Genomic DNA, 25,677 nt, shown 5'->3' on the forward strand with positions numbered 1-25,677 from the left:
CGTCCCCCGACGCCTCCCGCTACAGGCTGCCCCGCTGAATGAGCTCGATCTTGTAGCCGTCCGGGTCCTCGACGAACGCGATGACGGTCCGGCCGTGCTTCATCGGGCCGGCCGCCCGGACCACCTTGCCGCCGCGCCGCTCGATCTCCGCGCAGGCCGCGTAGGCGTCCGGCACCTCGAGCGCGACGTGGCCGAAGCCCGTGCCGAGGTCGTAGCGCGGGGTGTCCCAGTTGTGCGTGAGCTCGAGCGCCGCCTGCTCCGACTCGGGGCCGAAGCCGACGAAGGCGAGGGTGAACTTGCCCTCGGGGTAGTCCTGCCGGCGCAGGAGCTTCATGCCCAGCACCTGGGTGTAGAAGGCGAGCGACCGCTCGAGGTCGCCGACGCGGATCATGGTGTGGAGGATGCGCATGGGGGTTGCATCCTAACGCCGGCGGACGCGGCGCGCGCGGCCGCCGCTGCGAGGCCGGCCCCGGTCTGGCGTAGGATGCCGGGCGTGCCCGCGAACGTCCCCGACCTCCTCCTGGCCGCCTTCCCGCCCGAGCTGTGCGGGCTCGACGCCGCGCCGCCGCCGGGCTGGCGCGCCGCCTGCGTCGGGGTAGGGGCGGTGACCGCCGCGGCCGCGACGGCGCGCCTCCTCGCCGCCAGCGCGCCGCGCCGGGTGCTGTTCGTCGGCACCTGCGGCGCCTACGACGGCCGGCTCGCGCCGGGCGACCTCCTCGCCGGCGCGGAGGCGATCGCCACCTCGCTCGACGAGGTCGAGGGGCGCGCCTACCGGCCCGCGGCGGAGCCGGTGCGCTGGGCCGCCGGCTGGGCGCTGCCGGCGCGCTTCGCCCCGCACGCGGTGGCCGTCCCGCCCGCCATCACCCGCACCGCCGCCGGCGCGGCCGCGCTGGCGCGCCTCGCCGCGGCCGAGCACCTCGAGCTCAGCGGCGTCTTCGCGGCCTGCGCCGCCGCCGGCGTCCCGGCCGCGGCCGCGCTCGGGGTCGCGAACCGGGTCGGCCCGGAGGCGCACGCGGAGTGGTGCGCCCGCCACGAGGGCGTCAGCCGGGCGCTGGTGCAGGCGCTGCGCGACGAGCGCGTGCTGTGAGCGGTGGGGCGCGCCGGCTCGGGCCGCTCCTCGTCCGCGGCGTCCTGGCGGGCCTCTTCTTCAGCGCGACCTTCGTGCTGAACCGCGCCATGAGCCAGGCCGGCGGGCACTGGGTGTGGAGCGCCGCGCTGCGCTACCTGCACATGCTCCTCCTGCTGGCGGTCGCGCTGGCCGCGACCGGGCAGGGCGCCGTGCTGCGCGGCGCGCTGCGCCTGTTCCGGGCCCACCTCGGCTTCTGGGTGGTCGCCGGCGGGGTGGGGTGCGGGCTCTTCTACGCGCCTCTCTGCCTGGCGGCGGCCTACGCGCCGGGGTGGGTGGTCGCCACCACCTGGCAGTCGACGGTCCTCGCCACGCCGCTCGTGCTGTTCGCCTTCGGCCGCCCCGTCCCGCTGCGCGGCCTCGCCTTCACCGCGCTCGTCTTCCTGGGCATCGCGCTCGTCACGCTGGAGCAGGCGGGCGGCGCCGGGGTCCGCGAGGTGGCGCTGGGCGCCGCCCCGGTGCTCCTCGCCGCCTTCGCCTACCCGGTCGGCAACCAGCTGGTGTGGGAGGCGCGGCGCGGCGGGCGGCGGTGGGTGCCGCACCTCGACGACCCGCTCCTCGACCACGACCTGGCGCGCGTCCTCCTGCTCGTGCTGGGCTCCCTGCCGTTCTGGCTCGTGCTGGGCGCCGCCGTCCGCCCGCCGCCGCCCAGCGCGGCGCAGGTGGGACGCACGGCGCTGGTGGCGCTCCTCTCCGGCGTGGTGGCGACGAGCCTGTTCCTCTCGGCGCGCCACCGCGCGCGCACCGCCTACGAGCTGGCGGCCGTGGACGCGACGCAGGCGACCGAGGTGATCTTCTCGGTCGCGGGCGAGGTGGCGCTCCTCGGCGGGGCGCCGCCCGGCCCGCTCGGCGCCGGGGGCGTCGCGCTCGCCCTCAGCGGGCTGGGGCTGTACCTGGGGGCGCAGACGCGGCCGCCGCCGGCGGCGCGATCGTGATCGTGCCCTGATCCATCATGGCGTTGCGGACCAGCCAGCAGAAGTAGGGGACGACCGTCCCCACCGCCGCGGTGGCCGGGAGCTGGAACGGCTGCTCGCTCCGCGCCGGAAGGTACAGGTCGAGGGCGACGCCGCCCACCGGGGCCTCCACGTACTGCCCCGGGGCGGCGGCGCTCATGAGCCAGTGGTCGTAGTCGTCGTCGTTCCGGAAGAGCACCGTCGCGCCGGGCGGCGCGGCCAGGTCGGCCGGGAGGAACTGGTAGTTCCGGACGGTGACGACGTACGGGGTCGCGACAGGGTTGAGATCGGCGGTCGCGCCCGCCCCGCAGGCCGCGATCGCGGCGGCGAGCGCGGCCGGGATCGAGCGCGGGAGGTGGAGGCGGGCGAGCACGGGGGGACTCTACCGCGCGCGGCCTCGATTCAGAACTGCTCGCCGAAGGACACGTAGAGCGTCTCGTCGCCGCCGCCGAGCGCCCGCCCCATCTCGACGCGCACCAGGATGGCGTGGTCCCAGGTCAGCCGGAGCCCCGCCGCGAGGCCCGCCGCGTCCACCGCGGCCCAGCCCGGCTGCCGCGCCCACCCCGCGTCGATCCCGCCGTCGACCCCGTACTCCTGCAGCTTGCCGAGGAGGTGGGTCGAGAAGAGGTCGAGCCTGAGCTCGGCGCTGCCGAGCGCCTTCTCGTCGCCGGAGAGCCGGAAGCGCGCGATCCCCCGCACGCTGCCGCCGCCGCCGAGCCCCTCGCCGTAGGCGAGGCCCTCGTACAGCGACCGCTCGAAGAACGGGACCGCCCGCGCCGCGTCGGCCCGCGACGGCACGCCGGCGAGCTTGTGGTCGTAGAGCGCCCGCAGCGCCAGCGTCGCCCGCGAGAGGAGCGGGAGGTACGCCCGGGCGCTCGCGTCGTACCCGTGAAAGGAGAAGTCCGAGACGCCGCCCAGCTGCGGCGCGGCGAACGCGGCGGCCGTGACGAAGAGGCCGCGGTGCGGCGAGAGCTCGTGGTCGCGGGTGTCGTAGAGCAGCCCGGCCTCGAAGAGCGCCACCCGCCCGCCCCGGGCCCCGGGCGGCGCGGACCGGGCGAGGAGGGCGCTCGGCTCGGGGACGCCCACGTCGAGGAAGCGCGCGCGGAGGTGCCAGCCGAAGCCGCCGAGGAACGGGCCCCGCAGCGTGGCCGCCGCGAGGAAGCGCCGGTCGTGGTACCGGTACGGCGCCGGCGGCGTGCCCGAGCCGGTCGGCACCTCGAGGCCGCCCAGCTGCGCCCCCTCGCCCCAGTACGGCATCAGCGCGTCGTCGCCGCCGTGGAGGGTCAGCCTCCACCGCAGCGGCAGGCCGAGCAGCCGCTGGTGGACCCAGGCGACGTCGGCCTGGCGCGGCCCGCGCGTCGCGTACGAGGCGGCGAGGGTGAGCGAGTCCTGCTCCCCCGGGTGCTCCGGGTCGGGCGCGTACATGAAGAGCGCCGCGCCCACCGTCAGCCCGACGTCGCTCGCGTACGAGGCGACGGGGACCCCGGCGAAGTGCCAGCGATCGACCTCGACCGGCGCCTCGAAGGCCGGCTCGCCGGCGGAGAGGACGAGCAGGAGCAGGGCCGCGGTCACCCCTCAACCATGAGGGCGAGGGGCGCGCCCGGCGAGGCGTCCCGGTGGGAGGGCCGGGCGCGCGGCGGCCGGACCACGGCCGGGCGGGCGAGCCGGGGGCCCGGGCGTGGCTAACGTCTCCTGGAACCCAAGGAGATCTGCCATGGACGCCCTCAAGCTCCTCACCCAGCAGCACGCCGAGGCCGCCGACCTGTTCGAGCGGTTCGAGAAGGCGGGGAAGAACGCACGCAAGACGAAGGAGCAGCTCTGCCAGAAGCTCGGCGACGCGCTCACCATCCACAACACCATCGAGGAGAAGATCTTCTACCCGGCGACCAAGGACGCCCGGACGGAGGAGCTGTTGCGCGAGGCGGTGGAGGAGCACCTCGCGGTGAAGCGGCTCCTCGCCGACATCCTGCAGACGGACCTCGGCGACGCTCAGTTCGACGCGAAGATGAAGGTCGCCCAGGAGCAGTTCCAGCACCACCGCCAGGAGGAGGAGAAGGAGCTCTTCCCCGTGGTGCGGAAGATGATGGAGCGCGACGAGCTCGAGCAGCTGGGCGAGGAGATGGAGCAGCTCGGGAACGAGCTCAAGCAGCAGGCGGCGCCGCGCGATCAGGTCCTGGGGGAGACCGACCACCCGGCGCACATTTGACGCTCCCGGCCGCGGGCCGGCGTTAAGACGAGGGGGTGACGGCGCGCGCCCGCGCTCCCCTGGAGCTCTTCCACCCGAGCACCCGCGCCTGGTTCGAGGGCGCGTTCGAGGCCCCGACCCCGGCGCAGGCGCTGGCCTGGCCGGCGCTCGCGCGCGGGGAGAGCACGCTCCTCCTCGCGCCGACCGGCAGCGGCAAGACGCTCGCCGCGTTCCTCGCCTGCATCGACCGGCTGGTGTTCTCGCCGGAGCCGCCGAAGCGCGAGCGGCTGCGGGTGCTCTACGTCTCGCCGCTCAAGGCGCTGGCGGTGGACGTCGAGAAGAACCTGCGCGCGCCGCTCGCCGGGGTGACGGCGGCGGCCGCCGCAGCCGGCGAGGCGCACCGCGTCCCCTCGGTGATGGTGCGCACCGGCGACACGCCGGCGCGCGACCGCGCGCGCTTCGCCCGCGCCCCCGACGACGTCCTCATCACCACCCCCGAGTCGCTCTTCCTGCTGCTCACCTCGCAGGCGCGCGAGGTGCTCCGGCACGTCGAGACGGTCATCGTGGACGAGATCCACGCGCTGGTGCCGACCAAGCGCGGCGCGCACCTGGCGCTCTCGCTGGAGCGGTTGGAGGCGCTCGCCGGCCGCCCGCTGCAGCGCGTCGGCCTCTCGGCCACCCAGCGGCCGCTCGACGAGGTGGCGCGCTTCCTGGGGGGCGCCGGGCGGCCGGTGGCCATCGTCGACGCCGGGGCGCGGAAGGCGCTCGAGCTCACCGTCGAGGTGCCGGTGGAGGACATGGCGCGGCTCGGCCAGCCCATCGAGCCCGCGGGCGGCCCCGGCGCGCAGGGGCCGGTGCGCGCCTCCCTCTGGACGGCCATCCACCCCCGGCTGCTCGAGCTGGTGCGCGCCCACCGCACCACGCTCCTCTTCGTGAACAGCCGCCGCGTGGCCGAGCGGCTGGCGGCCGCGCTCAACGAGCTCGCCGGCGAGACGCTGGTCCAGGCGCACCACGGGTCGATCGCCCGCGCCCAGCGGCTCGCCATCGAGGACAACCTCAAGGCGGGCCGGGTGCGGGGGCTCGTCGCCACGAGCTCGCTCGAGCTCGGGATCGACATGGGCTCCATCGACCTGGTGATCCAGATCGAGGCGCCGCCGTCGGTGGCGAGCGGCCTGCAGCGCATCGGCCGCGCCGGCCACCGCCTGGGCGAGGCGAGCCGGGGGGTGCTCTTCCCCAAGTTCCGCTCCGACCTCCTCGCCTGCGCCGCGCTCACCGAGGCCATGCACGAGGGGGCGGTCGAGGCGACCCGCTACCCCCGCAACCCGCTCGACGTGCTGGCGCAGCAGGTGGTGGCGATGGTGTCCCTGGAGGACCTCGAGGTCGAGGCGCTCCACGCGCTGGTGCGCCGGGCGGCGCCCTTCGCCGAGCTGTCGCGCCCGGTCTTCGAGGGGGTGCTCGACATGCTGGCCGGGCGCTACCCGTCGGACGAGCTCGCCGACCTGCGCCCGCGCATCACCTGGGACCGGCTGGCCGGCCGCCTGCGCGCCCGCGAGGGCGCCCGCGCCGTGGCCATCGCCAACGCCGGGACCATCCCCGACCGCGGCCTCTACGGCGTCTTCCTGGCGGGCGGGAAGGGCCCGGCGCGGGTGGGCGAGCTCGACGAGGAGATGGTGTTCGAGTCGCGGGTGGGCGAGACCTTCCTGCTCGGCGCGTCGAGCTGGCGCATCGAGGAGATCACGCACGACCGGGTCCTCGTCTCCCCGGCGCCGGGCGAGCCGGGCAAGATGCCGTTCTGGCACGGCGACGCCGCCAGCCGGCCCATCGAGCTGGGCCGCCGCGTCGGGGCGCTCGTGCGCGAGCTGCGGGCGCTGCCGCCCGCCGCCGCCGAGGCCCGCCTGCGCAGCCGCTCGGACCTCGACGCCCGCGCCGCCCGGAACCTGCTCCGGTTCCTCGAGGACCAGGCGGCGGCCACCGGCGCCGTCCCCGACGACCGCACCCTGGTGGTGGAGCGGTGCCGGGACGAGCTGGGCGACTGGCGGGTCTGCCTGCTCACCCCCTTCGGCGGGCCGGTGCTGGCCCCCTGGGCGCTCCTCGCGGCGGCGCGGGCTCAGGAGCGCCTGGGCGCGTCGGTGGAGACGCTCTGGACCAATGACGGGCTCGCCGTGAGGATGCCGGAGAGCGACGCGCCGCCCGACGTCGCGCTCCTCTTCCCGGAGCCGGAGGAGGTGGAGGAGCTCGTGACCGGGCAGCTCGGCGCCTCGGCGCTCTTCGCGGCCAAGTTCCGCGAGGCGTCGGCGCGCGCGCTGCTCCTGCCCCGCCGCCGCCCCGGCCAGCGCGCCCCGCTCTGGCAGCAGCGCAAGCGCGCCGCCGACCTGCTGGCGGTGGCCGCGCGCTTCCCCTCCTTCCCCATGCTGCTCGAGGCCTACCGCGAGTGCCTGCGCGAGGTGTTCGACCTGCCGGCGCTCACCGAGCTCCTGCGCCAGGTGCGGTCGCGCGAGGTACGGGTGGTCACCGCCGACACCACCGCCCCGTCGCCCTTCGCCGCCTCGCTGCTCTTCGGGTACGTGGCGAGCTTCATCTACGACGGCGACGCGCCGCTGGCGGAGCGGCGCGCGCAGGCGCTCACCATCGACCAGGGCCAGCTCCGCGACCTCCTCGGCGAGGGTGAGCTGCGGCAGCTCCTCGACGCGGACGCCCTGGCCGAGCTCGAGGCGCAGCTCCAGCACCTCGCGCCCGCCGGGCGCGCGCGGAGCGCCGACGGCCTGGCGGACCTGCTCCTGCGGCTCGGCGAGCTCTCGCGCGAGGAGGTGGCGCGGCGCACCGCCACGGCCGAGGTGGCGGCGGCGCTCGACCAGCTCGTGGCCGAGGGGCGCGCGGTGCCGCTCCGGGTCGCGGGCGAGGAGCGGTTCGCGGCGGTCGAGGACGCCGCCCGCTACCGCGACGCGCTCGGCGCCTCGCTCCCGCCCGGCCTGCCGGAGGTGTTCCTGCGGCCGTCGCCCGAGCCGCTCGAGGGGCTCGCCCTGCGCTACGCGCGGCGGCACGCGCCCTTCACCACCGGCGAGCTGGCGGCGCGCTTCGGCCTCGGGCGCGGGCCGGCGGAGGCGGTGCTGGAGCGGCTCGCCGGGCGGGGCCGCCTGCTCGAGGGCGCGTTCCGCCCCGGCGGCCGGGAGCGGGAGTGGTGCGACCCGGAGGTGCTGCGGGCGGCGCGGCGGCGCTCGCTGGCGCGGCTGCGCGAGGAGGTCGAGCCGGTCGAGCCGGCCGCGCTGGCGCGGGCGGTGACGGCGTGGCAGGGCGTGACGCGGCCGCGGCGGGGCCTCGACGCGGTCCTCGACGCGGTGGAGAAGCTGCAGGGGTGTCCGCTCGCGGCGTCGCTCCTCGAGACCGAGATCCTGCCGGCCCGCGTCGAGGGCTACCTGCGCGGCGACCTCGACCGGCTGGCGGCCGGCGGCGAGGTTCTGTGGGTGGGGCTCGAGCCGCTCGGCGAGCGCGACGGCCGGGTGGCGCTCTACCTCACCGACGCCTTCCCGCGGCTCCTGCCGCCCCCGCGGCCGGGCGCGGCCTCGCCGCCGCTCCCGGAGCGCGAGGCGCGCCTCGTCGAGGCGCTCGGCCGGCGCGGCGCCTCGTTCTTCGGCGAGCTGCACGCCGCGGTCGGCGGCGGCTTCGAGCAGCCGACGCTGGACGCGCTCTGGGCGCTCGTCTGGCGCGGGCTGGTGACGAACGACACCTTCCAGGCGCTCCGCGCCCACGTCGAGCCGGCGCCGCCGCGGAGCGAGCGGCGCCGGCGCCAGCCCGTCCACGGCACCCCCTACCGCTCGCGGCTGGCCGTCCCGCCCTCGGCGGGCGGCCGCTGGGCGCTCGTCGCCGCGCGGCGGGCGCAGGCGGCGGAGGCCCCGCCCACGCCCACCGCGTGGAGCGCGGCGGTCGCGCGGCAGCTCCTCTCGCGCTACGGCCTCGTCACCCGCGGCGCCGCCGCCGCCGAGGGGCTGCCGGGCGGGTTCGGCGCCGTGTACGAGGTGCTCCGCCACCTCGAGGAGACGGGGCGGATCCGGCGCGGCTACTTCGTCGCGGGGGTGGGCGGGCTCCAGTTCGCCGAGCCGGGCCTGCTCGAGCTCCTCCGCGCGGTGCGCGAGCCGCCCGACCCGCCGGAGGTGGCGACGCTCGCCGCGACCGATCCCGCCAACCCCTACGGCGCGCTCGTCGACTGGCCCCCGGCCGGCGAGGGAGCGGCGGGGAAGCGGCCGGCGCGCGCGGTCGGCGCCCGGGTGGTGCTCGTCGACGGCGCGCTCGGCGCGTGGGTGGCGCGCGGCGGCCGCCAGGTCCTCGCCTTCCTGCCCGACCTCGAGCCCGACCGCTCGCGGGTGGGGGAGGCGGTGGCGCGGAGCGTGGCGAGCCTGCTGCGCGGCGCGCAGGCGCGCCACGAGCCGGCGCTCGTGGCCGAGATCGACGGCGCGCCGGCGCAGGACCACGCGCTGGCGGGCTACCTGGCCGCGGCGGGGTTCGCGCCCTCTTCGGCGGGGCTCCAGCTCGGGCGTCCGTCCGGGATCCCGGGCCTGCCCGCCGGCGTCCCCTGAGCCCCCGGCCGCGGCGGCCGTCCCGGAAGGGACGGCGTCTCGCCGCACTGCGTCGTATACGTTCATTCACACATCCGGGAGGTCCGCCATGGTGGACAAGAAGACCGCCAGCTTCGTCCAGGCGCTCTGCATGGGGCGCATCGAGGAGGAGATCGTCCTCCCGTACCCGCAGATGAAGCCCGCCGAGAAGGAGACCCTGCGGCAGGTGCTCTCGGCCGTGAACCAGCTCCTCACGCCCCGCGAGCGCGACTTCCGCGCCTGGGACGTGAAGGGCGAGATGCCGCGCGAGTTCGTCCAGGAGCTGAAGGAGTTCGGGCTGTTCGGCCTCGTCATCCCGGAGGAGCACGGCGGGCTCGGCTTCGGCGCGGCGGCCTACTCGCGGGCGCTGCAGGAGATCTCGCGCCACGACGCCTCGGTGGCGCTCACGGTCGGCGCGCACAGCTCCATCGGCATGCGCGGGCTGCTGCTCTTCGGCACCGACGCGCAGAAGAAGAAGTACATGCCGAAGCTCGCCACCGGCGAGATGATCGCCGCCTTCTGCCTCACCGAGCCCGGCGCCGGCTCCGACGCCGCGGCGGTGCGGACCACCGCGGTGCGCCAGGGCGATCACTGGATCCTGAACGGCGACAAGCTCTGGATCACGAACGGCGGCATCGCCGACTTCTTCACCGTCTTCGCCAAGACCCCCGAGGTGCAGAAGAACGGCAAGGCGCAGATGACGGCCTTCATCGTCACCCGCGACATGCCGGGCGTCTCGGCCGGTCCCCACGAGGACAAGATGGGGATCCGCGCCTCCTCCACCACCACCGTGCACTTCGAGGACGTGAAGGTCCCCGCCGAGAACGTGCTGGGCGAGCTGGGCATGGGGTTCAAGACCGCCATGCGCATCCTCAACTCGGGGCGGACCGGGCTCGGCGGCGGGTGCGTGGGCGGGATGAAGAAGCTCATCGGCCTCGCCGCGAAGCAGGCCCGGGAGCGCAAGCAGTTCGGCCAGCCCATCTCCGACTTCGGCCTGGTGAAGCAGAAGATGGGCGAGATGGTGGTCGACTGCTACGCCAGCGAGGCGGTGGTGGGGCTCGTGGCCGGCCTCATCGACCAGAGCTACCAGGAGTACGCGGTGGAGGCGGCCATCTCCAAGGTCTTCGCCACCGAGGCGCTCTGGCGCACGGCCGACGAGGCGCTCCAGATCGCCGGCGGCAACGGCTACATGCGCGAGTTCCCCTACGAGCGCGTCGTCCGCGACTCGCGCATCAACCGCATCTTCGAGGGCACGAACGACATCCTGCGCCTCTTCATCGCGCTCACCGCCATGGCCGACGTGGCGACCGAGCTGAAGGAGCTGGCGGCGGGCCTGAAGGGCGTGCTCGCCGATCCCATCAAGGGGTTCGGGGTCATGTCCGACTACGCGCTCAAGGTCGCCACGCTGCGCGCGCCGGGCGCGCTCACCGACCGCCTCCCCGACCGGCTGGCTGAGAAGCTCACCTGGACGAAGCTCCACCCCGCGCTCAAGCCCACCGCCGAGCAGTTCGAGGAGGCGACGCGCGACCTCGCCTGGGTGGCCGACCGCGTGCTGCGCCGCCACGGCCGCAAGATCATCGAGAAGCAGTTCGCGCTCCGGCGCATCGGCGACATCGTCATCGACCTGTTCGTGCTCGCCTCGGTCATGTCGCGCGTCGACGCGGCGGTGGTGAGCGAGGGCGAGGAGAAGAGCGCCCGCGAGCTCGAGATCCTCCGGGTCTTCGCGCGCCGCGCCCGCGGCCGCATCCGCGGCAACCTCCGCCGGGTCGACGTCAACGACGACGAGCTCGTGAAGTCGCTCGCCGACGACGCCTTCGAGCGAGAGGGGTACCACTGGGATCTCGCCTGAGCGCGATGGCGCCCGCGGGCGGCGCTGCGGAGGCGGCCTTCGCCGCACCTCGCTCCGGTCGCCCTGGGCGTGGCGGACAGCCCCACGAGCTCCCGGGTACGCCAACCGCTCGAAGTGGGCGGCGGGGTGGCCCTCCGGAGGAGCGCAGGCCGACCTGCGTGAGAATCCCGCCCGATGCACTGCCGCCAGCAATGCCGGTGCCGCGCCGACGCGAGGGGCTCGCGTACCTCGTCGGCGCGGCACGTTGCATTGCCCGGCGCGGAGCGTTTCTGCCCCGGCCGCCGTACCAGCCCGCCAGGTCGTCCGGAGCGACGACGGAGGGCCACCCCGCCGCCCCGCTCGGCCCCGGCCTGCGAACGGAGGGGGCTCAGCCGCCGGCGCCGAGCCGCCGCACCCCGGCCACGAAGCGGGAGAGCGCCTGCGAGAGCACGCCCCGAGGGATGACGCAGTCGATGAGCTGGAACCGGCCGCGGGTCACGCGCGCCCGCTCGAGCGCGGCCGCCAGCTCGGCCCGGGTCGATACCCGGACCCCGTCGCCGCCCAGCGCCGGCGCCACCTCGGCGAAGCGCCAGTCGTCGAGGTCGTTGAACGAGGACTCCGGCTGGAAGGTGCGGAGCATCTCCCAGCTCCGGTTGTTGAGCACGAGGACGATGGGATCCCAGCCGTTGCGGCGGCAGTTGCCCAGCTCCCAGCCGGTCATCTGGAAGGCGCCGTCGCCCACCAGCACCACCGGCCGCCGCCCCGTCGCCGCCTGCACCCCGAACGCCGCCGGCACCCCGAAGCCCATGGTGGCGTAGTAGCCCGGCGCCACCAGCGCGGTCTGGTCCACGTCCATGGCGGTGAAGAAGCAGTCGCCCATGTCGGCCGCGATGGGGAGCTTCCCGTGCGCCGCCATGAGGTCGTTCAGGGCGGTCGCGACGTCGGTCGGGGTGAGCGGGGCGCCGTCGGCGACGAGGCCGCGCGGGTGGACCGGGCGCTCCGGCTCGAAGTGGCGCGCGCTCGGCGGCGTGCGGGCGAGGAGCGCGTCCACGAGCGCCGGCAGCGGGACGTCCGGGTAGACGTGGTACCCGAGGGTCACCTCGCCCTCCCAGGCGTGGAGGGTGCGGCGCAGGTCGATGCGCCGCTCGGAGGCGGCGAAGTTCGTGTCGCACACGATCTCGCCCAGGAGGAACAGCGCGTCCGAGGTCTCGACCCGCTCGGTCAGGCGGGGATCCCCCGCCACGCCCATGTACGTGCCCAGCAGCGGCGCGTCGGCGTGGGCGAGCAGCCCGCGCCCCATGAGGCTGGTGACGGTCGGGATGGCGAGGCGCCGCGCCAGCTCGGCCACCTTCTCCTCCAGCCCGAAGCGCCGGACCTCGATGCCGGCCATGAGCACCGGGGCGCGCGCGCCCGCGAGGCGCGCCAGCACCTCCTCCGCGCAGGCCTCCAGCGCCGCCTCGTCGAGCGCCGGCGCCGACGCGGGCGGCACCGGGCCGCACGGCTCCGCCACCATGTCGCGCGGCAGCTCGACGTAGACCGGGCGGCTCTGCCGCTGGCAGGCGTCGAGCGCCCGCGCCAGGTCGGCCGGCGCGCGCGCCGCGTCGTCGAGGCGGACCTGCGCGCAGGTGATCTCGCGGTAGATCTGGAATTGCGAGTCGAGCGTCTTCGCCTGGTGGTGGAGCAGGAGCCCCGAGCCCGCCTCGCGCTTCCCGGGCCCTCCCGAGAGGACCACCACCGGCGAGCGCTCGGCGTAGGCCGCCGCCACCGCGTTCACCATGTTGAGCGCGCCCGCGCCGTAGGTGACCGCCGCCACCCCCAGGCCCTGCCCGGCCCGCGCCGCGCCGTCGGCGGCGAAGCCCACCGCCGGCTCGTGCGAGAGCGTGTGCAGCGGCAGGAGCGCGGAGCGCTCCAGGATGCGGAAGAAGGGCAGGGCGAAGTCGCCGGGGATGCCGAAGATCTGGCGCGCCCCCCGCTCGCGCAGGGCGGTGAGGAGCGCCTCGGTCAGGTTCATCCCGCGGTTGTAGCGCGGACCCGGTGGGGGGAGGTAGCAGGCGGGCAGCCCGCCGCCGCCGGCGCGCGGTCACGCCTCCGGGCGCGACCGCGAATGCTCTTGCTCGCCTCGCGAATGGTTGGTAACTAAGTGCGAATGAGCGTTCGCGCTTCGGTCGGTCGGCGGCAGCGGGTGCGCGAGCGCGCCCGCCAGGACATCCTGCTGGCCGCGGCCGAGGTCTTCGCGCGGCGCGGGTTCACGAGCGCCACGCTCGCCGAGCTGGCCGAGGCCGCCGGCTACGCGGCCCCCTCCCTGTACCGGTACTTCAGCAGCAAGGAGGAGATCTTCCGCTCCCTGGTCGACCTCGCCGAGAGCGAGATCCGCGCCACCTTCGAGGAGCCGGTCGACCGGTCGGCCCCGCTCGCGGCGCGGATCGAGAAGCTGCTGCGGCTGCAGTTCCAGGTCGCCGAGCAGCGCCGCTCGCTCTTCGAGCTCCTCCTCTCGCCCCCGCCCGACCTGCCGCCGGACCGCGACGGGCGGACGATGCACGACCCCAGCCACGGCCTCGGCCGGTACGAGGAGCTCCTGCTCGAGTGGCTGCGCCGCCACGCCGGCCGCGCCGAGCTGCGCGTGCCCCTCGAGGCCGCCGCGCGCGGCCTGGCCGGCGTCGCCTTCGCCTTCCACCATCGCCCGCTCCACGCCGACGCCGACGGCGCGGCGCGGGTGCGCACCGTCGTCGATCTCGCCCTGCACGGGATCGCGGCCCTCTCAGGTCGAGGAGCACCTCCATGAACCGTCGCACGAGCACCGCCGCCGCCCTGCTGCTCCTCGCCGCCTGCTCGGGCCGCGCCGAGAAGGCCGCCCTGCCCGACGCCGCCGCGGCCACCGCGCGCGGGGTGCGGGTCGGCAAGGCGGCCACCCGGCTCGACACCGGGCTCGCCCGCGCCACCGGGACGCTGCGCGCCCGGGAGGAGGCCACGCTGGCCGCGCGCGCCACCGGGCAGATCAAGCGCCTGCGGGTCGAGGTCGGCCAGCGGGTGAGGGCGGGCCAGCCGCTGGTGGAGATGGACCCCGTGAACGCGCTCATCGCGCGGGACAGCGCCCGCGCCGCGGAGCGGCTGGCGGCCGCGAACCTGTCGGCCGCCGAGAAGGAGCTGGCGCGCAGCCGCGTGCTGCACGAGCAGGGCGCGCTCCCCGACGCCGGGTGGGACCGGGCGCAGACCGCGCACGACCTCGCCGCGGCGCAGCTCGACCAGGCGCAGGCCGCGCTGCGCGGCGCCGAGCAGGCGGTCTCGGACGCGACCCTGGTGGCGCCGTTCGCCGGGGTGGTCACCGCCAGGTTCCACAACGCGGGCGACACCGTCACGATGATGCCGGTCTCGCCCATCCTGACCCTCACCGACCTCGACCACCTGGAGGTGCGGCTGGCGCTGCCGGAGGCCATCGAGGGGTTCGTGAAGCCCGGCCAGCGGGTGCGCGGGGTCACCGCGCCGGGCGGGCTCGCCTTCGAGGCGCGCGTCCGGGTCAAGGGCGCGGTGGTGGACCCCGGCACCCGCACGCTGGAGGTCCTGGCCGACGTGGCGCCCGGCGCCGGCCTCCGGCCGGGCACGCTCGTCAACGTGGACTTCGGCGGCTTCGCCGACGGCGGCGGCCTCTTCCTGCCGGCGAGCGCGGTGCGGAGCGAGGGCGGCCGGGCGGCGGTGCTGGTGGTGGCGAGCGGCAAGGCCGAGCTCCGCCCGGTCGACGCCGCCCCGGTGAACCCCGGCACCTGGGCGGTGCGCGGCGGCCTCGACCCGGCGGCCGAGGTGATCCTCGACCCCGGCTCGCTGGCCGCGGGCGATCCCGTCGTCGCAGTGGCGCGGTAGGGCAGGGGAGCGAGCCGACCATGAGCCCCATCAAGACCTTCATCTCGCGCCCGGTGTTCACCGGGATGCTCACCCTGGTGGTCCTCGTCTTCGGGGTGGTCGCCTACCCGCGCATCGGCGTCGACCAGCTCCCCGAGGTCGAGTTCCCGGTGGTCACCGTCACCACCGTCCTCCCCGGCGCCGACCCGGAGGCGATCGAGCGCACCGTCACGAAGCCGCTGGAGGAGGCGCTCAACACCCTCTCCGGCCTCGACACCCTGCGCTCGGTGAACGTCGAGAACGTCTCGCAGATCGTGGTCCGCTTCGACCTGGAGCGGAACGTCGACGTGGCCGCCCAGGACGTGCGCGACCGCGTCCAGGCCACGCTCTCGAAGCTGCCCAAGGAGATCGACACGCCGGTGGTGGAGAAGTTCGACATCGGCGCCGCGCCGGTGGCGACGCTGGCGCTCTCGGCGCCGCTGCCGGTCGAGCGGCTCACCCAGCTCACCGACGACGTGGTGAAGCCGGCGCTGCAGCAGGTGCCCGGCGTGGGGGCGGTGGAGGTGGTGGGCGGGCGCAAGCGCGAGATCACCGTCGTCCCCGACCCCCGCCTGCTGCGCGGCTACGGGCTCTCCCCGAGCGACGTGGTGCAGGCGCTCCGCGCGCAGAGCATCGACGTGCCGGGCGGGCGCACCCTCGAGCCGGGCGTGGAGCGCTCGGTGAAGCTCGCCGCCGAGGCGCGCTCGGTGGAGGCGCTGCGCGCGCTCGTCATCGCCAGCCCGGGCGGCACGCCGCTCCGGCTCGGGCAGGTGGCGCAGGTGCTCGACGGGCCGGCCGAGGCGCGCAGCGTGGCGCGGCTCGGCGACCGGAGCGCCCTGGGGCTCGTCGTCCGCAAGCAGTCGGGCTCGAACACGGTGGAGGTGACGGAGCGGCTCGAGGAGAGCCTCTCCCGGCTCCAGGGGCAGCTCCCGCCCGGCAGCGAGGTGAAGGTCGTCGTGGACGGCGCCAAGTTCATCCGCTCCTCCATCGACGCGGTGAAGGAGGACATGATCCTGGGCGGCGTCCTGGCGGTGGTGGTGGTGCTCCTCTTCCTGCGCAACTGGCGCTCGACGCTGGTGGCGGCGGTGGCGCTCCCGACCTCCATCATCGGCACCTTCGCCGTCATGCACGCGCTCCACTTCACCTTCAACGTCATCACCATGCTGGCGCTGACGCTCTCGATCGGCCTGCTCATCGACGACGCCATCGTCGTCATCGAGAACATCGTCCGGCACCTCGAGGAGGGGCAGTCGCCCTGGGAGGCGGCGCGCCGGGGGACCGGCGAGATCGCGCTGGCGGTGCTGGCGGTGACCCTGGCGGTGGTGGCGGTGTTCGTCCCGGTGGCCTTCATGGAAGGCATCATGGGGCGCTTCTTCTACCAGTTCGGCGTCACGGTCGCGGTGGCGGTGCTCATCTCCTACGCGGTCTCGATGACGCTCACGCCCATGCTCTCGGCGCGCCTGCTCCGCGAGCACGCGCACCCCGGCCGCGCCTCGCGCGCCATCGAGGGCGTGCTCCGCGCCATCGAGGCCTTCTACCGCCGCGCCCTCGGCGCCATGCTCTCGCACCGCGCGCTCACGCTCGCGGTCGCGAGCGCGGTGCTGGTGCTGACCGTCCTCCTGGCGGGCCGCCTCAAGTTCACCTTCATGCCGAGCCAGGACATGAGCCAGGTGAAGGTGACGCTGGAGCTGCCGAGCGGCGGCACGCTCGACGAGACGCGCCGCCAGCTCGACGACCTGTCGCGCCAGATCCGCGCCGTGCCTGGGGTCACCGAGACCTTCGCGGTGGCCGGCGCCGGCGCGCAGGAGGAGGTCCACAAGGGCGAGATCACCGTCAACCTGGTCCCGGTGGCGCGGCGCGCCTACGGGCAGGAGGCGTTCAAGCAGCACCTGCGGCGCACGCTGCGGGTGAGCCCGGCGGCGAAGCTCTCGGTGCAGGACTTCGCGCTGGTGGCCGGGGGCGGCAGCCGCCCGCAGCAGGTGCAGCTCAACCTGCGCAGCACCGACTTCGACGCGCTGCTCACCGCGGTCGAGAAGACGCGGCAGGCGATGCTCTCGAACCCCGGGTTCGTGGACGTCGACACCACCTGGCGCTCCGGCAAGCCGCAGCTCGAGGTGGTGGTGGACCGCGAGCGAGCGGCGGCGCTGGGCGTGCCGGCCGCGCTCGTCGGCCAGAACGTGCGCGCGCTCATGGGCGGCGACAAGGTGGCCGACTTCCACGAGGGCGGCGACAGCTACGACGTGAAGGTGAAGCTGCCGGCGGACGTGCTGGCCGACCCCGCCGCGCTGGGGGCGGTGCCGGTGCGCGCGCCCGGTGGGCAGCTCGTCGAGCTGCGCAGCCTGGCGTCGATCGTGCCGGCGGTGGGCCCGTCGCAGATCGAGCACCAGGCGCAGATGCGCCAGGTGACGCTGCTCGCCGACCTGCGCGGCTACTCCCTCGGCGAGGGCATGAGCTACCTCACCGCCTTCGCGCAGAAGGAGCTGCCGAAGGGGGTGCAGTTCGACTTCGAGGGGCAGGGGCGCGAGCTGGGCCGGGCGGGCAAGGCCTTCCTCCAGGCCCTGCTGCTCGGGATCGTGCTCATCTACATCATCCTGGCGGCCCAGTTCGAGAGCCTGGTCCACCCCTTCACCATCATGATGTCGCTCCCCTTCGCGGTCATCGGCGGCATCGCGGGCCTGCTGCTCGCGAACCAGTACCTGTCGATGATGGCCATGATCGGCTTCATCATGCTCATGGGGCTCGTGACCAAGAACGGCATCCTCCTCGTCGAGTTCACGAACCAGCTCCGCGCGGCCGGCCGCAGCACGCGCGAGGCGCTCCTCGAGGCGGGCCCCATCCGCCTCCGCCCCATCCTCATGACCTCGGTCGCCATGATCGCCGGCATGATCCCGGTGGCGCTGGCACAGGGCGATGGGGCGGAGACGCGCGTCCCGATGGCGGTGGCCATCATCGGCGGCCTCGTCACCTCCACCGCCCTGACGCTGGGGGTGGTGCCGGTCGTCTACGCCAGCCTGGACGCGCTGCGCGCACGCCTGGCCCGGCGCGGCGGGCGCGCGGCGCCGGCGGCGCCGGCCGACCTGGCCGCCTGACCGGCTGCGCTAGGCCGCGGACGCGCGGTAGGCGACGGAGGGCTCGGCCTCGGCGCCGCGGCGGCGCCACCAGCGCGCGGCCAGCACCAGCACCCAGGTGTTCACCACCGCCGCCTGCAGCTCCGGGACGTCGGCGCACCAGGCCACCAGGGTGAGCGCGGAGTAGAAGGCGACGAGCCGCCGCAGGCGCGGGTCGGCCTCCACCAGCGCGAGCGGCAGGACCCAGGTCAGGTACCAGGGCAGCACGAAGGGCGAGGCGACCAGCAGGTAGGCGAGGAGCCACACCAGCGACTCGTGCAGCACCGAGGCGAGGTCGCGGACGCGCCGGACCGCCCGCACCGCCAGCACGACGAGCAGGAGCTGCCCCAGGGTCCAGCCGATCCGGTAGGCCGAGGCGCGCAGGGGCGCGCTCGCGAGCCCGGCGAAGAACGCCGCGATCTCGGTGAAGGACCGCGTCATGCGCCCCGGGTTGGCGCGCACCGCCGCCAGCGGGCCGAGGAGGGTCTCCGGGCCCTTCCAGAACGGCAGGAAGAGCAGCACGCCCATGCCCACGAAGACGAGCGCGCCCAGCGCCGCCTTCCGCCGGTCGGTCCTGGCGAGGTGCCACAGGTAGAGCCCCACCACCGGCGCGATCGCGAACTTGGCCCAGAAGGCGAGCCCGAGGAACGCCACCGCCAGGAGCCGCCGGCCGCCCAGCGCGGCCCACACGAAGGCGGTGAGCCCGAGCAGCATCACGCCGTCGTTGTGCGCCTGGCCGGCGATCTCGTAGGCGAGCAGCGGGTTCCAGGCGAAGAGCGCGAGCGCCGGGGCGGCGCGGCCGGGCGCGAGGTGGCGCCGGCACACGAGGTAGGCGACCCCGACCGTCGCGAGCGTCACGGCCAGCATGGCGAGCTTGAAGATCGCCATCGCCGCCGGCACGGTGTCGGCCCGGCCGGCGAGCGTGTTGAGCCAGGTGAGCACCGGGCCGTAGACGGACGGCGCGTCGATCCAGTTCACGCTGACCAGCGCGCGGAAGGGGTCCCCGGCCGGCAGCACGCCCGGGCCGGAGGCGTACGGGTCGAGGCCGAGCCGCGCCATCCGGCCGTAGGCGAGGTTCGAGAAGAGGTCGTTGGAGGTGTACGGGAGCGTCAGCGCCGCCGTGGTGTGCAGCACCACCGCGCCGGCGAGCACGGTCCGCAGCTTCGCGCGCTCGTCCTCGACGGCGCGGAGGTAGGCGCGCGCCCCGGGCACGCTCACCGCGAGCCAGGCCAGGCCGAGCAGGCCGTAGCTCCACGGGGTGCCGGTCCGGTCCACCAGGAGCGTCCGCAGCCAGCCCACCCGGACCCAGGTGATGACGACCAGGGCCGCCAGGCTGAGGGCGAGCAGGGCGAGGAGCCTGCGCGTCGCGGGCGGGCCCGCCCCTTCGCCGCGGAGGAGCTGCACGGCGCCTACTGCCCGACGCGGGCGCCCCCCGCGATCGCCGCGGTGGGCGGCACCGGAGAGAAGAGCGACTCGCCGGCCTCGAGGCGGTAGACCCGCGCCACCTCGGCGCCGCGGACGCGCTCGACGTGCCACGGCGTCCGCTCGGCGAGGCGATCCAGCGCCTGGCTGTTGTGCCAGTACCGGCGGCCCGGCTCGACCACGACGTAGCACGGCTGGCCGGTCCGGCAGCCGTGGCTCTCGGTGATGGTGGAGGTCGCGAGGTCGGGCCGTCCGTCGCGATCGGCGTACAGGCGCGCGGGCCACTCGGTCTCGGAGCAGACCTCGGCGTTCGGCTCGGCGCGCCGGGCGATGGCGGCGACGGCCTCGCGGAACCCGACGTCGAAGAGGTCGCAGTGCGGGAAGAACCACGTCACGCGCGCGTCGCCGCCGCCGAGCGCGTTCACGTACATGCGGTAGTGCGGCGCGTGGGTGACGGCGGCGTGCGCCTCGGCGGCGGTGACGAGGAGCGCGGTGCCGACGAAGGCCAGGCGCTGCAGCGAGAAGCGCACCCCGCCGCCGACGTGGGAGCGGAGGCGGGTCGCCGCGGCGCGGGCCAGGACCGCGGTGGCGTGCCCCGCGAGCAGGAAGAACGCGGGCGCGACCGAGGTGAAGTACCGGCCGTACTTGGCGCCGGTGATGAGGAAGCTCAGGTACCACACCGCCATCCAGACGAGGACGATGCGGTGGGACGGCGTCCGCTTCCAGAGGGCGATGCCGAGGCCGATCGCGGCCAGGATCACCGTGGGGAGCGCCAGCTTCACCGCCGCGAACACGAGGTAGAACCAGGGCGGCGTGGCCCCGAGGTAGCGGAGGCCGATGTTCGAGTAGAGCTGCCCCATGAAGAGGATGCTCTCGCTCGTGGCGCGATCGCCGATGTGGGCGCCGTGCGTCCAGCGCCACAGGTACTCCCAGGTCCGCGGCGCGAGGAGCGGGAAGTCGAGCGCGAGGAACGTCGCCGCGGCCACGCCCACGAGCGCCGCCCACCGCGCCGGCGAGATCTGCCAGCGCGCGCCCCGCCGCGTCCACGCCCAGGCGAGCAGCGGGATGGGGAAGAAGAAGAAGTAGTACTTGGCCGCGAACATGACGCCGACCATCGCGGCGGCGACGAGCTCCCACCGGCGCGCGTCGCGGGCGCGCCCCTCGGCCGCCGCGTTGAGCGCCGCGACGAACGCGCGGAGCACGAGCAGCAGCGCCAGCCCGACGAGCACGTCCTCCCGCGCCACGCGCTGGTACCCGATGAAGGTGGTGGAGCAGGCGGCGAGCGCCGCCGCGAGCAGCCCCGCGTACCGCCCGAAGAGCGTGCGGCCGAGGTCGGCGATGGCCCAGAGCGTGAGCCCGCCGAGGAGCGCGTTGGGCAGCCGCGTCACGAGCTCCGGGTCGAGGCGCTTCGGCAGGAGCGCGATCGCGATCGCGACCAGGCCCTTCGAGAGGATGGGGTGCTCGAGCTCGTCGGCGAGGAAGTCGAAGCGGAGGTAGTTGTGGGCGATGAGCCAGGTGTGGACCTCGTCGTCGGCGAAGCCCTCGGCCGCGAGGCCGCGCAGCCGGAACCAGAGCCCCACCGTCACGATGAGACCGAGCGTCACGAGGCCCGCCCAGCCCCACGGCTGGACGCCCTGCGAGCCGGCGAGCCCGTGCAACGCCGGGCCGGACGCGTACCGGTCGCGCGGCGCGGGCGCGAGGCCGATCTTCTGAGCAGCGACGGACGTCGTTCTCAAAGCCTCTCCTCCCACGCCCCCGCGCGGGTACCGCGACAGCGGCTGTTATTACCACGAGCCCGCCGCGCCGCGCCAAGTTGGCGACTGTCCCAGCAGATTTTCTGAGCACTGGGGCATCCATGTCAGACCAATCGCGGGTCAATTCTGACGTCGATGCCCTGGTTGCGGTGCCCAGCGCACCCCCGCCCACCGCGCGGGGAGCCGCGATCGAGGGGATCTGCGGCCGGGGCGCCCGCGGAGCGGCGGGCGGCGCCGCGCCCCGGGACCTTCACCCTTCGTGCAGGCGAGGCGCCGGCGCGAGCGGTGGCGCGGTCAGCGCAGCGTGACCACGAAGCCGCCGAAGTCGGCGGCGCTCGGGCTCTGCGTCTGGTCGCCGTCGCTCATGACCCCGATGCCCATGAACTCGGGGGCCTCGGCCCCGCTGCGCCCCGCGTCGAAGTGGCGCCGGAACTCGGCCAGGGGGTCGACCTCGACCGTGCGCCACACCCCCACCGGCCCGCCGGTCTCCGCGACGATGGTGTCCTGCGCGTTCACCAGGTTCCGGCGCTGGTCGCAGGTCGCCCGCCAGGGGCCGACCGTGCTCCAGACGTACTTGAGCGCGTACCAGCGGAAGCCGCGCTTGAACGTGAGGTACACCACGGCGGCGGAGTCGTTCTTGCCGGAGACGCACTCGTTGCCGCCGACGGGCAGGATCGCCGCGCGCCAGCGCCAGCGCACCCGGGCGGCCGAGCGGCGCAGCCGGTCGGGCATGGTCCACGCCAGCACGGTCGTCTCCATGGGCGGCACGTACGAGCCGTGGAGGTACTCGCCGTCCGCGTCCGCCACCACCGTGTAGTAGTTGATCGGCCCGGAGTCGTTCTTCACCACCTGGAAGTCGCGCACGTCGACCCGGAGCGCCTTCGGGTCCTCGGGCGCGCCGCTCCCGTGAGGCGCGACGGCGCCGTCCGCGGGCGGCGGGGCCTCGGGCGCCGGGCCAGCCGCGAGCCCGGGCGACGCCGCCAGCGCGAGCGCCGCGGCCAGCGCCCGGCCGCCTCCGCGCACGGGGGCCCTCACGCGTGCTCCCGCCGCCGGACGATCGCGATCGCCGGCAGGAGCACCAGGGCCGCGACGATGGTGGTGAGCTCGCCGATCATCGCGTACCAGCCGAAGGAGCGGATCGCCTTGTTGAGCGAGAAGATCATCGAGCCGTAGCCGACCACGGTGGTCCAGGAGCACAGCGCGACGGCCGGCCCGACCTCGGCCAGCGCGGCGAGCACGTCCCCGCGGCGCTCGGCGCGCTCGGCCACGTTCACGCCGTAGTCGACCGCGATGCCGAAGGTGATGGGGAAGACGATGAAGTTGAACACGTTGATCCTCAGCCCGATGAGGGTCCCGACCCCCGCCATGAGGACCGCGCCCGCGAAGAGCGAGGTCAGCACCTGGCTGGAGAGCCGCCAGCGCCGGTAGAACAGCGCGACGAGCAGGCAGACTCCCGCGAACGAGAGGAGGGTGGTCACCGGCCCCTCCCGCTGCACGTTCGAGAGGAGGTCGGCGAAGATGAGGTTCTCTCCGACCGCGTCCCAGGTCCGCCCACCCACGGGCACCCCGCGCACCAGCGACGCGAAGGCGAACATGTTCTGGGCGAGCTCGAGCTTGGCGTCGCCCGAGGCGCGCACGAAGGCGATGCGCCCGACGGTGCCGTCCCGCTCGCGGAAGCGGTCGACGAGGCTGGCGGGCGCCTCGGCCACGGTCATGGGCCGCTGGCGGGCCAGGTCGGCGCGGAGGGCGCGCGCCCGGGCCGCCTCGGCGGGCGGGAGCGCCTCCAGCGTCGCCTGGCTCAGGCCGGCGCGGAGCTCGGCCAGCAGCGCCAGCTTCTCCGGCTGGTGCTCCGGGACCACGCTGGCGAGCGTCTCGCAGCCGTCGACGATGCCCTGCTGTCGGCGCTCCGCCGTGCGCTCCCGCACGACGCGGCAGTAGGCGTCGGCGTCCGCCTCCGAGGGCAGGAGCGCGATCGCGCCGGCGTTGGAGCGCCCGGTGGCGGCGTTGGCGCGGGCCGCGTCGCGCGCCGCCTCGGGGTCCCCGCGCACGTCGTTCGACAGGTTCGCGAGGTTCGTCTCCTCGACGGTGCCGAGCCGCGAGACGAAGTACCCGCCCGCGGCCAGCGTCGCGACCCCGAAGAGGACCGTCACCAGGAGCGGCCGGGCGAACGCCCGCTCCAGCCAGGAGGGCACGGCGCGCCCGGGGGGGCCGCCGGCCGCGCCGGGGGCGGCGCGCCAGGGCCGGACCCGCTCGAGGAGCTGCATGAGCGCCGGGACGAGCGCGAAGGTGAGCACCCAGCACAGCGTCATGCCGATGCCGCCGATGAACCCGAAGTGCCTGAAGCCGCGGTTCGCGGCCAGGATGAGGGTGCCGAAGGAGACGCTGGTGGCGATGGCGGCGAGCAGGGTGGCCTTGGCGGCGTCGCGCGCCGCCTCCAGGCAGGCCGGCTCGAGGCCGATCCCGCGCCGCCGCAGCTGGTTCAGCCGCGCCAGGTAGATGAGGCCGTAGTTGATGCCGTTCCCCACCACGATGGAGCCGAGGAACGCGGTCTGCGTGTTGAGGTAGCCGATGACGAGGCGGGTGATCCCGAAGGTGATCGCGATCGCGACCAGGATGGCCACCGCCAGCACCGCCACCGAGCGCAGGTCGCGGAAGAAGAGCACGAGCGAGGTCAGGACGAGCGCGAACACGAACAGGAACGTCGAGCCGACGTCGTGGATGATGGACTCGTACTCCACGAGCAGCGCCGGGAAGGTGCCGCCGAAGCCAACCCGCAGGTGCTGGCCGGCCGGCTCCTTCAGGCGCGCGTCGGCGGTGGCGCGCATGCGGTCGAGCAGGGCGCGCGTCTCCGCCACCCCGAGGCTCGTGCCGGTGGGGCGGACCACGATCGTCACGGAGCGCCCGTCCGGGTGGACGAGGTAGCCGTCGCGGTAGCGGGCGAAGCGCTTCGCCACCTGCTCCCGGGGCGTCGGCTTGGAGGGGTCGAGGACGTCGGCGAGCGGGCCGGCGCGGAGCGCGCGGACCGGCTCCGGGGGCGCGTCGTCGAGCCCGAGGTCGAGGAGGCGCGCCTTCGCCCGGGCCTTCTCCTGGCGGAGCGCGTCGCGCGCCCGCTGCAGGTCCTCGAGCGGCACGAACATGGGCCAGTGGTCGCCGAACCAGGACTCGACCGGCTTCATGCTCCACTCGACCGAGCGGATCACGCCCGGGCCGTAGGCGAGGTAGTCGTCGGCCAGGAGCTTGCCCATCGCCTCCGCGCGCGCGAGGTCCTGCGGGCCCGCCACCGCCTCCACCATGACGAGCACGGTGCCGTCCCCGCCGACCCGCCGGACGAGGTCGTGGAGGAGGCGCACGCTCGGGACGTCGGAGGGGAGGAGCTCCGCGAAGCTCGAGCGGACCTCGAGCCGCGAGGCCAGCAGCCCGCTCCCCACGGCGAGGGCGAGCGCGGTGCCGAGGTACAGCCACGGGTGCCGCAGCGAGGACGCGGTGAGCCGGTCGAGGAGGGGAGGGCGCGGCGGCTGGGTCATGGGCGTCGGGGAGGCTCCGGGCTGCCGGACTTCGTACCACGGGCGCGCGCGCCCGTAGAGGGGCGGCGCGCGAGGGTCGAGATCGGCGCCGGGGACTGCGTTAAGCTCCCGGCTCCCACCGAACGAGGTCCCCATGAACCGCGTCAAGAACTTCAACGCCGGCCCCGCCGCCCTCCCGCTGCCCGCGCTCGAGCGCGCCCGCGACGAGCTCGTCGACTTCGCCAGCAGCGGCATGTCGGTCATGGAGCACAGCCACCGCGGCAAGGAGTACGAGAAGGTCCACGACGAGGCCATCGCGCTCCTCCGCGAGCTGCTCGGCGTACCCGACAGCCACGAGGTGCTCTTCGTGCAGGGCGGCGCCTCGCAGCTCTTCGCGCAGATCCCGATGAACCTGGTGGAGAAGGGCCGCACCGCAGAGTACGTGGTGAGCGGCGCCTGGGGCGAGAAGGCCTTCTCCGAGGCGAAGGTCGCGACCGCCATGCTGGGCGGCGCCGCCCGCGTCTCGTGCTCCACCGGGGTGGGCGAGGGCAAGGAGAAGAGCTACACGCGCGTCCCGCGCCCGGCGGAGGTGAAGGTCGACCCCGAGTCGGCCTACGTGCACGTCACCTCGAACGAGACCATCCACGGCGTGCAGTACGAGGTCGACCCGGGCCGGCCGTTCCCCGCGCCCGGCGCCGTCCCGCTGATCGCCGACATGTCGAGCGACTTCCTGTGGCGGAGGTTCGACCCGGCGCGCTTCGGGCTCGTCTACGCCGGCGCCCAGAAGAACATCGGGCCGTCGGGCGTGGTGGTGGTGATCGTCTCGAAGGAGCTCGTCGCTCGCGGTCGCAAGGACATCCCCAAGATCTTCCAGCTCCGCACGCCGGCCGAGAACCGGTCGCTCTACAACACGCCGCCCACCTTCGGCATCTACATGATCCGCAACGTCCTCGCCTGGCTGAAGGGCCAGGGCGGACTCGGCGCCATGGAGCAGCGCAACCGGCTGAAGGCGCAGAAGCTCTACGCCGCCATCGACCAGCACGCGTCCTTCTACCGCTCGCCGGTCGAGCGGGAGAGCCGCTCGGTGATGAACGTCGTCTTCCGGCTCCCCTCCGAGCAGGACGAGGAGCGGTTCGTGGCCGAGGCGAAGAAGCGCGGGATGGTCGGGCTCAAGGGGCACCGCTCGGTGGGCGGCATCCGCGTCTCGACCTACAACGCGGTGGAGCCGGCCTGGGTGGACGAGCTCATCGCCTTCATGGGCGAGTTCGCGCGCGGCGCCTGAGATCCCCCTGTCGAGGGGGGGTGCGCGACGCCATACCGCAGCCCGAGGGCTCCCC

The 25,677-nt window shown here is 75.1% G+C and carries 17 protein-coding genes; 9 read left to right on the forward strand and 8 right to left on the reverse strand.

What is annotated here, in order from left to right; all coding sequences use genetic code 11:
* Positions 1–19: 19 nt before the first annotated feature.
* Positions 20–409, reverse strand: a complete 390-nt coding sequence (gene gloA / locus HWY08_RS14295) for a lactoylglutathione lyase (RefSeq protein ID WP_176066320.1) — start codon at positions 407–409, stop codon at positions 20–22.
* A gap of 84 nt (positions 410–493) precedes the next feature.
* Here gloA and HWY08_RS14300 point away from each other — a divergent pair, with 84 nt between their 5' ends.
* Positions 494–1,087 carry a phosphorylase family protein gene (locus HWY08_RS14300; protein WP_235969640.1) on the forward strand — a complete coding sequence of 198 codons (594 nt, stop codon included), beginning with the start codon at positions 494–496 and terminating at the stop codon, positions 1,085–1,087.
* Positions 1,084–2,061, forward strand: a complete 978-nt coding sequence (locus HWY08_RS14305) for a DMT family transporter (protein ID WP_209005157.1) — start codon at positions 1,084–1,086, stop codon at positions 2,059–2,061. The genes HWY08_RS14300 and HWY08_RS14305 overlap by 4 nt, the downstream gene beginning before the upstream one ends.
* Here HWY08_RS14305 and HWY08_RS14310 read toward each other — a convergent pair.
* Both HWY08_RS14310 and HWY08_RS14315 read right to left on the reverse strand, forming a co-directional pair.
* Complete coding sequence (locus HWY08_RS14310) at positions 2,000–2,452, reverse strand: cupredoxin domain-containing protein (protein WP_176066324.1); 453 nt, start codon at positions 2,450–2,452, stop codon at positions 2,000–2,002. The genes HWY08_RS14305 and HWY08_RS14310 overlap by 62 nt on opposite strands.
* Before the next feature lie 29 nt (positions 2,453–2,481).
* Positions 2,482–3,651 carry a BamA/TamA family outer membrane protein gene (locus tag HWY08_RS14315; protein WP_176066326.1) on the reverse strand — a complete coding sequence of 390 codons (1,170 nt, stop codon included), beginning with the start codon at positions 3,649–3,651 and terminating at the stop codon, positions 2,482–2,484.
* Positions 3,652–3,793: 142 nt separating this feature from the next.
* Here HWY08_RS14315 and HWY08_RS14320 point away from each other — a divergent pair, with 142 nt between their 5' ends.
* The 3 genes from HWY08_RS14320 to HWY08_RS14330 all read left to right on the forward strand — a co-directional run bounded on the left by HWY08_RS14320 (position 3,794) and on the right by HWY08_RS14330 (position 10,702).
* Complete coding sequence (locus HWY08_RS14320) at positions 3,794–4,285, forward strand: hemerythrin domain-containing protein (protein ID WP_176066327.1); 492 nt, start codon at positions 3,794–3,796, stop codon at positions 4,283–4,285.
* Positions 4,286–4,320: 35 nt separating this feature from the next.
* Positions 4,321–8,835, forward strand: a complete 4,515-nt coding sequence (locus HWY08_RS14325; RefSeq protein WP_176066328.1) for an Lhr family helicase — start codon at positions 4,321–4,323, stop codon at positions 8,833–8,835.
* 88 nt (positions 8,836–8,923) lie between these two features.
* Positions 8,924–10,702: an acyl-CoA dehydrogenase family protein gene (locus tag HWY08_RS14330; protein ID WP_176066330.1), complete on the forward strand. Its 1,779-nt coding sequence runs from the start codon at positions 8,924–8,926 to the stop codon at positions 10,700–10,702.
* A 367-nt stretch (positions 10,703–11,069) separates the two neighbouring features.
* Here the strand turns inward: HWY08_RS14330 and ipdC are convergent, their stop codons facing one another.
* Positions 11,070–12,692, reverse strand: coding sequence for an indolepyruvate/phenylpyruvate decarboxylase (gene ipdC / locus HWY08_RS14335; RefSeq protein WP_176066332.1), 1,623 nt, complete (start codon positions 12,690–12,692; stop codon positions 11,070–11,072).
* Between the two features lie 135 nt (positions 12,693–12,827).
* On the opposite strand from ipdC, the gene HWY08_RS14340 reads away from it, so the two are divergent.
* Genes HWY08_RS14340 through HWY08_RS14350 form a run of 3 tightly spaced genes read left to right on the forward strand, consistent with a single transcriptional unit; the run spans position 12,828 to position 17,643 of the window.
* Positions 12,828–13,463 (forward strand): TetR/AcrR family transcriptional regulator, encoded by a 636-nt coding sequence (locus HWY08_RS14340; protein ID WP_176066334.1) that lies wholly within the window; start codon positions 12,828–12,830, stop codon positions 13,461–13,463.
* Positions 13,460–14,536 carry an efflux RND transporter periplasmic adaptor subunit gene (locus HWY08_RS14345; protein WP_176066336.1) on the forward strand — a complete coding sequence of 359 codons (1,077 nt, stop codon included), beginning with the start codon at positions 13,460–13,462 and terminating at the stop codon, positions 14,534–14,536. The genes HWY08_RS14340 and HWY08_RS14345 overlap by 4 nt, the downstream gene beginning before the upstream one ends.
* A gap of 20 nt (positions 14,537–14,556) precedes the next feature.
* Positions 14,557–17,643 carry an efflux RND transporter permease subunit gene (locus tag HWY08_RS14350; protein WP_176066338.1) on the forward strand — a complete coding sequence of 1,029 codons (3,087 nt, stop codon included), beginning with the start codon at positions 14,557–14,559 and terminating at the stop codon, positions 17,641–17,643.
* A 9-nt stretch (positions 17,644–17,652) separates the two neighbouring features.
* Here the strand turns inward: HWY08_RS14350 and mptB are convergent, their stop codons facing one another.
* From mptB to HWY08_RS14370, 4 genes are all read right to left on the reverse strand, one after another.
* Positions 17,653–19,065 (reverse strand): polyprenol phosphomannose-dependent alpha 1,6 mannosyltransferase MptB, encoded by a 1,413-nt coding sequence (gene mptB, locus HWY08_RS22100; protein ID WP_176066340.1) that lies wholly within the window; start codon positions 19,063–19,065, stop codon positions 17,653–17,655.
* 5 nt (positions 19,066–19,070) lie between these two features.
* Positions 19,071–20,819, reverse strand: a complete 1,749-nt coding sequence (locus HWY08_RS14360) for a glycosyltransferase family 39 protein (RefSeq protein WP_176066342.1) — start codon at positions 20,817–20,819, stop codon at positions 19,071–19,073.
* A gap of 312 nt (positions 20,820–21,131) precedes the next feature.
* Positions 21,132–21,872 carry a DUF3047 domain-containing protein gene (locus tag HWY08_RS14365; protein ID WP_176066344.1) on the reverse strand — a complete coding sequence of 247 codons (741 nt, stop codon included), beginning with the start codon at positions 21,870–21,872 and terminating at the stop codon, positions 21,132–21,134.
* Positions 21,869–24,361, reverse strand: a complete 2,493-nt coding sequence (locus tag HWY08_RS14370; protein WP_176066346.1) for an efflux RND transporter permease subunit — start codon at positions 24,359–24,361, stop codon at positions 21,869–21,871. Before HWY08_RS14370 ends, HWY08_RS14365 begins: the two co-directional genes overlap by 4 nt.
* A 133-nt stretch (positions 24,362–24,494) precedes the next feature.
* Here HWY08_RS14370 and serC point away from each other — a divergent pair, with 133 nt between their 5' ends.
* Positions 24,495–25,622 carry a 3-phosphoserine/phosphohydroxythreonine transaminase gene (gene serC / locus HWY08_RS14375; protein ID WP_176066348.1) on the forward strand — a complete coding sequence of 376 codons (1,128 nt, stop codon included), beginning with the start codon at positions 24,495–24,497 and terminating at the stop codon, positions 25,620–25,622.
* Positions 25,623–25,677 lie beyond the last annotated feature (55 nt).

The organism is Anaeromyxobacter diazotrophicus (assembly GCF_013340205.1).
Lineage (GTDB): Bacteria > Myxococcota > Myxococcia > Myxococcales > Anaeromyxobacteraceae > Anaeromyxobacter_A > Anaeromyxobacter_A diazotrophicus.